Here is an 11,151-nt window from a genome sequence, read left to right as displayed (position 1 = left end):
TATTTTCCTCTTTTTGGCCATTTGTATTTTACCATTTACACATTTTATGGAATTAGGTTTTTTAACGACGGACATGATGGCAGTGTTAGGTTTCAATTGTCAAGTTTGAATTCCATTTTATGGAATTAGGTTTTTTAACTTTTAATACATTCACTGTTTCATATGCTGCATAACTGTTTGAATTCCATTTTATGGAATTAGGTTTTTTAACTGTTGTATCAAATCTTGGAGCACTGTTAAAAAGCTGTTTGAATTCCATTTTATGGAATTAGGTTTTTTAACTGGTAAAGCGTATATTGCTCAGTTCGCTTCTGCGTGTTTGAATTCCATTTTATGGAATTAGGTTTTTTAACTGCTGAGTCCCAAACCGTATTTGTTGTCTCATTAAGGTTTGAATTCCATTTTATGGAATTAGGTTTTTTAACACAGCACCACTTAAAAACTGCCAAATTTTACGAATGTTTGAATTCCATTTTATGGAATTAGGTTTTTTAACGCTGTAAAGGTTTCGCCCATAACACTTCCTGTTGTTCGTTTGAATTCCATTTTATGGAATTAGGTTTTTTAACCAAGTATAAGCACAAGTGCACCTGATGGAACATATACAGGTTTGAATTCCATTTTATGGAATTAGGTTTTTTAACTTTTCCCATCCACACTTAAACGGGGTTGTCTATGTATAAGTTTGAATTCCATTTTATGGAATTAGGTTTTTTAACGAACATTCTCCATATTCCCATTTTTTCACATAATGTTTGAATTCCATTTTATGGAATTAGGTTTTTTAACGATATTCCCTACAACCTTGATTTGACCATTATATGTTTGAATTCCATTTTATGGAATTAGGTTTTTTAACTGGATGAAATGGGTGTCGGAATAAATATTTATAAAAGGAGTTTGAATTCCATTTTATGGAATTAGGTTTTTTAACGGATATGGAAACAGAAGAAATCATCAATCTTATCGATGTTTGAATTCCATTTTATGGAATTAGGTTTTTTAACTCTTTTTTAAAATAACCGCTAATAAATATGATATCAGGTTTGAATTCCATTTTATGGAATTAGGTTTTTTAACAATCAATTAAATTGTATTTGTCATCTATGGCAATTTTGTTTGAATTCCATTTTATGGAATTAGGTTTTTTAACTGTATCAAATTGATTCGACGATACTTCTAAATCGACGTTTGAATTCCATTTTATGGAATTAGGTTTTTTAACGGTGCTGCAGATGTTGGTCGAACAATGGCTCGCGAATGTTTGAATTCCATTTTATGGAATTAGGTTTTTTAACACGTTGGTTTGGCAATAATAAATGGCAATATTGTTGTTTGAATTCCATTTTATGGAATTAGGTTTTTTAACTGAATGTTACAATTATTGGTGCCATTTCCACAATATGTTTGAATTCCATTTTATGGAATTAGGTTTTTTAACATTGTGTTACGTTGATGCCATTTGTTTGCTTTAACTGGTTTGAATTCCATTTTATGGAATTAGGTTTTTTAACTATTAAACGTTGAATCTAAAGCCCCACTTAATTGTGCGTTTGAATTCCATTTTATGGAATTAGGTTTTTTAACGAAGAAGGCATCAACCTTCTTCTTCGTCTTCCTGGCGTTTGAATTCCATTTTATGGAATTAGGTTTTTTAACTCCTAAAGCTTTTGCTGCATCTAACACCACTTTAGAGTTTGAATTCCATTTTATGGAATTAGGTTTTTTAACATTATAAAGCAACATTTTCTGTATATGCAAAAGCAGGTTCGTTTGAATTCCATTTTATGGAATTAGGTTTTTTAACAATCTATTCCATTTAACCACATTCTTAACGCTATAAGTTTGAATTCCATTTTATGGAATTAGGTTTTTTAACTCATGCTCATCACCTCTTTCTGTTTTGTTAATATGTTTGAATTCCATTTTATGGAATTAGGTTTTTTAACAGGCGTTATGAGTCACATAAGCATTGTACTCCTAGTTTGAATTCCATTTTATGGAATTAGGTTTTTTAACAACATAGAAGCAAATGATGTAGCAATATTTACGCAAGCGTTTGAATTCCATTTTATGGAATTAGGTTTTTTAACATTTGATACAACTCCTGATTGGTCGGTTGCAAATGCGTTTGAATTCCATTTTATGGAATTAGGTTTTTTAACCGAAAAGTGTAATTGTAAATCCAAGCTTGGAAGTGCTGTTTGAATTCCATTTTATGGAATTAGGTTTTTTAACAGAAGAATTAATTATTTTGACAAAAAAACAATACCGTTTGAATTCCATTTTATGGAATTAGGTTTTTTAACCTAATATCAAGTAATGTTTTAGCAACAGAATCAATGTTTGAATTCCATTTTATGGAATTAGGTTTTTTAACATGGACCATGCGATGGACGCTATGCGATACGCTATTTTGTTTGAATTCCATTTTATGGAATTAGGTTTTTTAACAAAAATGAACATGGCGGATATACTTTTACCAAACAAGTTTGAATTCCATTTTATGGAATTAGGTTTTTTAACGCTACTTCACTGGCAGGTATTGACAATTGAAACCTAAGTTTGAATTCCATTTTATGGAATTAGGTTTTTTAACGATGTGCCATTGAATTGGCCATAGAAGCAACGAAAGTTTGAATTCCATTTTATGGAATTAGGTTTTTTAACTTTTTAGTAAATGATTTTAAAGTTTCCTTTTCAAATGTTTGAATTCCATTTTATGGAATTAGGTTTTTTAACTATTGCAGGTTTAACAGATAATTTAGCGCGATCTAAGTTTGAATTCCATTTTATGGAATTAGGTTTTTTAACATTAACCGACCTTTTGAAATTGGTACAAATAACTTGTTTGTTTGAATTCCATTTTATGGAATTAGGTTTTTTAACTTTAATTCAAGCGGAATTTTTGCATAATCTTTATGCAGTTTGAATTCCATTTTATGGAATTAGGTTTTTTAACACTATCAATACTAAAACAAAAAAAATAAATTGTCAAGGACCGTAAATGCGTGTGTTAACATTTTTTACTTAAAAAATTTTTAAATAAGTTTATTTCAATGTTAGATAGTTGTTTATTGGAGAGTGTCGTGGATATTATATATTTTTGAGAAAAATAAGATTCGCGGATAGATTTTAGTTATAATTTAGTTATAATATATAATTGTCATTATTGGTTAAAATATCTATTTTTACAGTACCTATAATTTCCATTTTGGATAAATTTATTGGGATAATTAAAATTGAATCTGTATTTTTGTCTATTATAGGATTTATCCTTAAAAGTATATTATAAAGTTCTTTTTTTGGAACTTGGCAAATAAATACACTGTATTGAAGCCTTTGTCCATATTCTTCTAATATTTTTGATATTTTATTTCTTTTCTTATCTTTCTTTATATCATAGCTGATTATATATGTCATCATGAAAATCACTTCTTTACAATGAAAGGAGTATATTCCAGTTCTCCGAGTATATGTTTTTGTAATAATCTGGCTTGTGATTCTATTATCCTTATGTATTCTATGGATCCTCCCATTTTATCATAATAATGTTTATCTAAGAGTCTTTTTAAAATAACATTGACAAATTTTTTTCTGGCCTTTTGCTTTAAATAAATTCCATTGTTTTCTTTGATAAAATCTTTTTCTTTTATCATAGATTTGTTTATTACTTTTATTACTGAAGTATCGATAATTAATGGTCGGAATTCTTCCATGAGATCTAATGCAAGTGATCCTCTTCCATATTGAGTAGTGTGAAGAAATCCAAAGTATGGATCAAGTCCAATTGAAAGTAATATTGAATGTACAAGGTTGTAAAGTATAGTGTATCCGAAACTTAATAAAGAATTAATAGGATCTTTTGGAGGTCGCCTTGTACGTGTATTAAAAGTAAAATTATTTAAAATATTTCCAAAATTCTCAAAGTAATTTCTTGATACTATTCCTTCTATGCCAATAATTTCATCTGATGTTGATGCTTTATTTATTTTATAAATATATGGTGTATAATTAATTTTTATATTTTTCTTTTTCAAAGTGATTTCCATATTTCTTATTTTTCCAATTATCATTTTTTTTGAGAGCTCTAATTTCAATTTTTCATCGCTAGATAATTCTACTTGTTTTTTTCGTAAGAAATTATTTTTTGAAAATGGTATATTTATGGTAGTTATGTTTTTGCAAATTGAATTATTAATAATTATTGGTATGGAGTATTTTGCTGCCAATTCGACTGCTTGTCTTGATATTGTAAAAATTCCAAAAATATTTATTGATGAAATTTTGTATGCTGGAATCACGTTTTTTTCGTTGTTTAAAGTAAATAGAAAACTTTCTCCTTTTTTTCCTATGAATATTCCATGGCTAAATAAAAAAATAGGTTGTTTTTCAACGATACGAGGCATTATTTTTACTTTTTCATTATTGATTGGTTGACATATTTCAAATAAACTACAATCTTTGCATTTTTTCCTATATTTTGGGATAGGTCGAATTTTATCAGATTTTATTGCGTATATATTGTCAATTATATTTTTTAATTTATTGAGTCTATTATCCGTTAACTTAACTCTAAATTTTGTATTTGAACCTTTATAATTTAATTCTCCTATTATACTTTCTTTTTTTATTTCAAAAGTTTCAGAATAGGCTATCATATACGCAATTATTTGCATTATATCATTTTCATAAGGCTTTTTGGCAGAACCTTTTTTTATTTCTACAATCTTAATTTTATCAGGTGTTTTTATTACATTATCTATATATCCATAAATCCCATACTCTTCTGATGAAACAAATATTTTTGATGTTTTTTTCCAATTTTTAGTTGAGATGTTTTTACTTTCTTTTTCATTTATGTATTTTCCTTCTGATATATGGGCATTTTCCTTAAATATTCCAACAACTTCTTCGAGAAAATATCTATATTCACAGTATAAATATGCATTTATTGAATAAATAGGTATTTCTGGAAACATTTTAACACCCCATTTTCAGACAATGGGAAGTATTTCAAAATCCCATGGTTTTTCCGTGGAAAATAACGTTTTTGCTATTAGTGCTTGCTCTCCAAAAAGTGCTTTCTTTTTTTCTGAACCCATTATGATTCTTGAAGGATAAAACCCAAAGCTTCTTGCAATGGCTTCTGTTTTGTTGTTTAGAAGGAAGACAGCTTTTAAAAATTTATTATTTTCTTCTAGTCCTATAAATTCTTCATTGATTGTCAGGTATGTTACAAAAAATTCTTTGTTGATTATTTTTGGAACTTCAAAGTGTATTTTTTCTTTCCTACTTATACCGTTGATATATATAGTATTTTTATCAATTCTCTCTATGTTGGCATTTTCAAGTATGAATATTAATGAATAATCAAATTTTTCTATACCAAATGTTTTTTGTTTGTCTACAACTTTTACATTTGTTATATCGTTAATTCTAAAATTTAGTATATAATTATCGAAGAATTGTTTGATTCCTTTAAAGTAATAATTGATTTTTTTAGTATTTATTAGCCTTTCGGCTATTTTTCTTTCGATGAAATTTTTTAGTATCTTTTTATTGAAATCAAATTCAATAAATTTATTTGCTTTGTCTTCGCTAATTTGTTTTAGAGTTTCATAGACATAAATTATAAAATATGGTAAATATTTATTTTTTAAAACTGTGTAATCAACTGGAATTTTATAAAGGTTTAAGAAGTTTTTCTTGTAGTCTTCGAAAAATTTATCATCTTTGACGAAAAGTTTTTCAAAATTATAAAGAAAGAATGCTATTTGTAGGACAAATGGTCCTCTGTAAAGTTGTTCAAAATCAAGGTTATGTGATGAAAAAATCTCTTTTATTTTTGATTCCAGTTCTTTTCGTGTAATAGTGTTTTTGTCTTGGAATATTTGTTCAAACTTGTATTTTACAGTCTTTGGTAAAAATGCAATAACTTTGGGAGTAAAATTTAGTGTTTTTCCCAAAGTTCTACCTGCTCTTCCCAAACGTTGCAAAAACTCATCTGGATTAAAAGCTTCGAATATTAAAAGTCTAACTTCTTCAAAATCATATCCTATATCTACCGTAGGTGTTGCAAGTATTACCTTTTTTTGTAAATTCCTTTTTCTTTCTTCTTTTGATTTTATCGGCCCTATAATTATCCCAGCATCAACTCCTAAGGTGTTAAGTTTATCCTTTAAAATCCATATTCTTCTTAGAGAGTTTGAAATAATTATAATTTTTCCATTTTCACTTGTATAGTTATTTATTTCGTTTATTACCTTATCTATGTTATCTTCTAATGAGCCAAACGAAAAATCTAAATTTATTTCTGAAAGTGACTTTTCTTTGGATTTGTTATGACCTTCATCGAGTTTTACTTCGTACCAATTTAGATTTAAGTGTTTTAATACTTTAATAATTGTATTAGATGGAGTTGCGGATAAGAAGAGAAATTTTTTTGTTTCGTTATTTTTGCTTTTAATCTGGTGATATGTAAAAAGTAATGTAATTGCAAGAAAACTACGAATGGGATCATAATAGTGAAATTCGTCAAATGCAAAGAAGTCTATTTCTGATAGTAAATCTGCAACCATAGTTCTTTTAATGTTGTAATTATTTCCATAAAATTGAAGTAATATGAGATAGACAATGTCTGGGTTTGATATTATTATAGTTTTTGATTTTTTTTCAAGGACTTTTCTTACAAATTGTTGATTTGATTCGAAAGTTTCTTTTGTTTCTTTTATTCTTGAAGATGTAAAGGTTACAACTTCATATTCAAGCTTTTCGGATTTGACAAATTGTTTTACTTTTTCTTCGTATTGATCTATTAAAACATTGATTGGTGCAATAATTAATACTTTTTTAGGGGTTAATTCTTTGATAGAATTAAGTAATGCTCTGGTTTTACCCGAGCCTGTAGGATACGTATTGAATACTATATCGTATTTTTTTAATTTTTCAGCAGTTTCAATTTGATGGAATGGAATGAATTTTACATATTTATCGTAGATGACAGGAATTTCAAGACTTTTAATTTTCATTGAAATTCCCTCCAAAAAAGTGCATGTTAAGCGGTATGTTATCGTTGTCTATGGAAATGAAATTTCCACTTAACTTAGCTTTTTCAATTATTTGTACAGGTTTTATGGGAATAATCTTGAAAGACAAAAGTTTCATATTTTTTGGAAGATCAAGGACGTTGAGTGGTTGTTTACAAAAGAAGGTTCCTTCTTTTAATTCTATGTTAGAAATTTCTTCATAATCTATGTGACACTTTGTGTTAAATTTTCCCAATCTTATATACTTTGGTAATTTTAGATTGTTTGAGTAATCTATCACATAGAATTTTGCTATACTTTCAGAGGAAATTAGTTTTAATTTCCCAATTTGAGGTATGTTTTTTGCTCTGTCATTATTTCGTTTTGGAGAATTGGAATAATTATTTTGAAGCATTTTTAAATAATACCCCTCGCCCGTTGAATTAAAATTTTCCATTTGCCATCTAAAGTTTACAAATTTTGCTGGTGTAATGTACACGTTTAAATCTTTTAAGTCTTCTTTGTATGTGGGGATATTATGTCTTACATAATCATACAAAGATAATATGGTATATGCTAAAGAATAATTTGATATATAAGGTTCAGTAACATAGGTATCACCCAATTCTTTTGTAGCAAAAAAGAGCGGTTCAAGAGTCTCAAGAGTTGCTTTATATATCTTCATGGAATCACCCCTCAAATTCTATCCCCGCACGATACACGGGGATAGAGTTTATTTGTCAAATATCGATTTGACATTTTTAAATAATGATATCAAGTTATCTTCTGGTTTTAGATAGATACTTTTAATTTCGTCTTTTAATACTTTTAAATCATTTTTTTCGACTATTTTATATTTACAAAATTCACCATCTAGTAATTCCTTAACTGATTCTAAAATTTTTTCATCTACTATATTTTCTTCTAATATATGTTCTTTAACTTCTAATTTATCCCAGACTTTTTTAGTTAATTCAAGAGAACCAAAAATTTCAGCATCAGAGATTATTATTGCTATTATTTCATTTTTTACCTTTCCCAATCTTGAATCCATAGCCCCGTATCTTTTGGTTCTTAGTATATTACCTAAAGCGTATAAAACTTCTGCGAATCTAAGGTCTTTTAATGTTTCAATGTCAATGAAATCGACTTCTGGTTTTATATATTCATTTTCTCCTAGAGATTGTCTCATTGTTAATTCTATTTTTTCCTTTTTTTCCTTTTTTTCCATCATTGTCCCTAGTTCGCTAAGTGCGTTAAATGTCCTGACATCACTTATCATCTCATATGGAAGTATAGAGTATGCGTTTTCTGTAATCACCCTACTTTTTAGTGCCCCTTCTGTTTCTTTTCCTTTTTCTCCAGCTGCAAAACCATAGACAGTGCAATCTAGACATCTTCCACACATACTTTGGTTAATCTCACAACTTTCATCTTTTAATTTATAATTCATTAAAAATTCTCTTCCAATTCTTCTTTCTGCAGCTATTCTTTTTCTTTTGCTCATTATTACTCTTTGAATTTCATTGTTATCATTTATTCCAGCTTTTACTGTTTCAATTGTTAATCCCTCATCTGTTCGAAATATTGTCTCAGAAAGTGTTCTTGTCCGGAGTATAATATGAATATACTTTCCCAAAGGTTTTAAAGGAAAAGATCCATCTTCTACGTACCCACCTTTTAATAATTCCTTTATTTTATCCATTGTTTTTCGCCTCCTTATTTTCAAAATATATTTTCCATACGTAACCGTAGATTAAATCCCTATATTTTTTCCAGTTTAAGAGGAGTTTTTTTCTTCCTTTATCTAGATTTTTATTTTCTAATTCTTTTACAAATTCAACAAAGTTGTCTATATAATTCATTATCTCTTCTTTTTTTATAGGTTTGTTGACTAAATTTTCTATTCTGGAAAACAATTGTGCTTTTAAGTCTTCTTCTGATTCAATTTGTGGTTCAAATTTTTTTAATACTTCTTTGCATACGTCAAAGTATTTTACTATTTGATGTTTTGAAGCGTTAAATATGTTTTCTTGTTGTTTTAAAATGAATTCGCTTATCTTTTTTGCATACTCCATTTTTTCACCCCCAAATAATGCCTCAAATATATTTAGTATTACCTTTTTATCTTTTTTGGTTTCAAATACTTTTGTTATATATGTTGAAAAGGCTGTTAATGGTTCAGATGTGGAAATTTTGTAAAAATAATTGTTTTTATTGGCAAAGAAGTTTTTGGGATTATTTCTAAATATTTCATAAAGTTTTAATATCCTTTCAGATGAAGTTTTTTTGAGTTTGAAAGATAGATCTTGAATTAATATATCTTCACTAAATCGTATGTCTTCATCTAAAAGTTGTGGATACCCTGTAATAAGGATTTTGACGGGAAAGTTTTTTTGAATATAAAGTGCTTTGGCATATGCTATAAACACTGTTTCAGAGTATTTTTTTGAGTTTTTATATCTTATAGGATTAATTATTGGAATATTTATATTTGTATAATCAAATAGTCCATCTTCGATTGTTTCACTTTCTATACCCAACATCGAAAGGATATTTTCGTTGTCTTTACTTTTATTTTCTTTAGTACTATTTGACTTTATTGATATATATTCTTCTTTTATTTCGTTTATAAGTTCATCTGGAAAATAATTATACGGAATAAGGACATAATATACGTTTTTTTCATCAGCTGAATAACTTTTATTTTTGTTTGCTATAAATTGTAATTTACAAATTGAACAGATATTTCTTTTTGGATCCATTGTTTTGTTTGCTGGAAGAATATTACTAAAAAGTTGAGGTTTTATTCCTCTTGGAAGTTCAGCAGACATAGCTTCTGAAACTTCAAATTCACTTCCACAAATTGAACAAACTTTTTTAGGATTTTTTCCGTATTTGTTGATGGTGAATGTAGAGATATTATTTTTTTGTAAATTGGATAGATGCAAGCGTGTTTCAATGTATTTTTTTAGCTCGTCTACATAAGTATTTTTGATTTTTCTTTGTGTTTCGTGTTTTTTTATTAGGTTTATTAATTTTTCTTTTATAGTTTCGATTTCTTTGGTTGAATTAAAAATCAAATCGAATTCTTCATATATTTCCATAGTTTTCTTTGTTTTATTCCCAAAATATTTTTTTAAGTAGTCTTCAGTGATTTTTTTTAAAACTTTATTTCTATCTGAAGTTTTCAAATTGTTGATAACGAAAATAATGTGGGTTAACGCATCGTCTAAAGAAAAGTTAAATATCCCTTCTCTTAAATATACTTCATTACCTTTTTTTTGCAAAGTATAATCCATTGAAAATATTTTGTGGAAAACTTTTTTTGGTGTTTCGAGAACTATGTCTTCAAATAATAATTCTGGAATGTATTTTTCTTTGTTACATAAATAGACTACTCCATCGTTGAATCTTGCAATGGGAACTGCCAAAACAGTAGTTTTAAATTTATTTATAATCTCGTCGGTTATATAATTTGTTAACACCCCCCTGTAGTCATTAAAATAATGATAAACAAGATAGTTGTATTTAAATTCAGGGACGTAATAATTTAGTTCTTCTAAAAGATTTAAAAGCTTTTTGTAAATGTTGTGATCGTATTCAAGGTTAGCACTATCCAATAAATCAAATGTATCGGAAAACTGGATAATTTTTGCCATAACTTTTTCTTTTTGAGAAATATATAGTTTAGAACCAACAGGATTGTCAACTGAGTGTAAAGGTATTATGTTTTGAATGGTATCGATTTTGTCTTTCCAGAAATCCTCGTTTTCTGAAAAGTTCTCTTTTAATACTTTTATTATGTTTTCTCTAATAGCTGCTGTTCTCATAGAAGTATTGGTTATTTTATTCATATCGTGAATTACGGCTGCAATAAAAACAGTGTGACTATCTTCTAAATTAAAATATCCAATTTTTCGCAAAATTTCGGATATTTGATATGCAATAAGCCCAACATTAGCAAAATGTATAGAAAACGGGATACCTTTTTTTAAACCGCTTGTGTGTTTCTGAGGATAGTTTTGTAGAATTTTTATTAGGAATTTTCTTAAATTTACATTCATGCTATCACTCCTAATCTTTGGTTTACTTGTATTATAACAAATATCTTTTTTATAAA

Annotated in this window: 6 protein-coding genes and 1 CRISPR repeat array; all 6 genes read right to left on the bottom strand. The window is 27.5% G+C overall.

Translation table 11 applies throughout. The features are described from left to right. Nucleotides 1-103: 103 nt before the first annotated feature. Nucleotides 104-2,962: direct repeats of the CRISPR family, unit length 36 nt; unit sequence GTTTGAATTCCATTTTATGGAATTAGGTTTTTTAAC. Nucleotides 2,963-3,150: 188 nt separating this feature from the next. From cas2 to XJ44_RS01475, 6 genes are read right to left on the bottom strand one after another with little or no spacing between them, the layout of a single operon-like run. Further along, complete coding sequence (gene cas2 / locus XJ44_RS01500; RefSeq protein WP_077197835.1) at nucleotides 3,151-3,426, bottom strand: CRISPR-associated endonuclease Cas2; 276 nt, start codon at nucleotides 3,424-3,426, stop codon at nucleotides 3,151-3,153. Nucleotides 3,427-3,431: 5 nt separating this feature from the next. Further along, entirely contained in the window at nucleotides 3,432-4,982 is a 1,551-nt protein-coding gene (locus XJ44_RS01495) for a CRISPR-associated endonuclease Cas4/Cas1 (protein ID WP_077197834.1), read from the bottom strand. 15 nt (nucleotides 4,983-4,997) lie between these two features. Continuing rightward, nucleotides 4,998-7,031, bottom strand: a complete 2,034-nt coding sequence (gene cas3 / locus XJ44_RS01490; RefSeq protein ID WP_077197833.1) for a type I-D CRISPR-associated helicase Cas3' — start codon at nucleotides 7,029-7,031, stop codon at nucleotides 4,998-5,000. Then, complete coding sequence (gene cas5d / locus XJ44_RS01485; RefSeq protein WP_077197832.1) at nucleotides 7,021-7,713, bottom strand: type I-D CRISPR-associated protein Cas5/Csc1; 693 nt, start codon at nucleotides 7,711-7,713, stop codon at nucleotides 7,021-7,023. Before cas5d ends, cas3 begins: the two co-directional genes overlap by 11 nt. Before the next feature lie 48 nt (nucleotides 7,714-7,761). After that, a complete protein-coding gene (cas7d, locus tag XJ44_RS01480) occupies nucleotides 7,762-8,733 on the bottom strand; it encodes a type I-D CRISPR-associated protein Cas7/Csc2 (protein ID WP_077197831.1) in 972 nt (323 codons plus the stop codon). Continuing rightward, complete coding sequence (locus tag XJ44_RS01475) at nucleotides 8,726-11,095, bottom strand: hypothetical protein (protein ID WP_077197830.1); 2,370 nt, start codon at nucleotides 11,093-11,095, stop codon at nucleotides 8,726-8,728. The genes cas7d and XJ44_RS01475 overlap by 8 nt, the downstream gene beginning before the upstream one ends. Between the last annotated feature and the right edge of the window lie 56 nt (nucleotides 11,096-11,151).

The organism is Thermosipho affectus (assembly GCF_001990485.1).
GTDB classification, from domain to species: domain Bacteria; phylum Thermotogota; class Thermotogae; order Thermotogales; family Fervidobacteriaceae; genus Thermosipho; species Thermosipho affectus.
This window is presented reverse-complemented; position numbering and strand designations above follow the sequence as displayed.

Coding starts and splice junctions, on each gene's coding strand:
- XJ44_RS01475 (WP_077197830.1), bottom strand. CDS start 11,095: ATGAATGTAAATTTAAGAAAATTCCTAATAAAAATTCTACAAAACTAT.
- XJ44_RS01495 (WP_077197834.1), bottom strand. CDS start 4,982: ATGTTTCCAGAAATACCTATTTATTCAATAAATGCATATTTATACTGT.
- cas7d (WP_077197831.1), bottom strand. CDS start 8,733: ATGGATAAAATAAAGGAATTATTAAAAGGTGGGTACGTAGAAGATGGA.
- cas2 (WP_077197835.1), bottom strand. CDS start 3,426: ATGATGACATATATAATCAGCTATGATATAAAGAAAGATAAGAAAAGA.
- cas3 (WP_077197833.1), bottom strand. CDS start 7,031: ATGAAAATTAAAAGTCTTGAAATTCCTGTCATCTACGATAAATATGTA.
- cas5d (WP_077197832.1), bottom strand. CDS start 7,713: ATGAAGATATATAAAGCAACTCTTGAGACTCTTGAACCGCTCTTTTTT.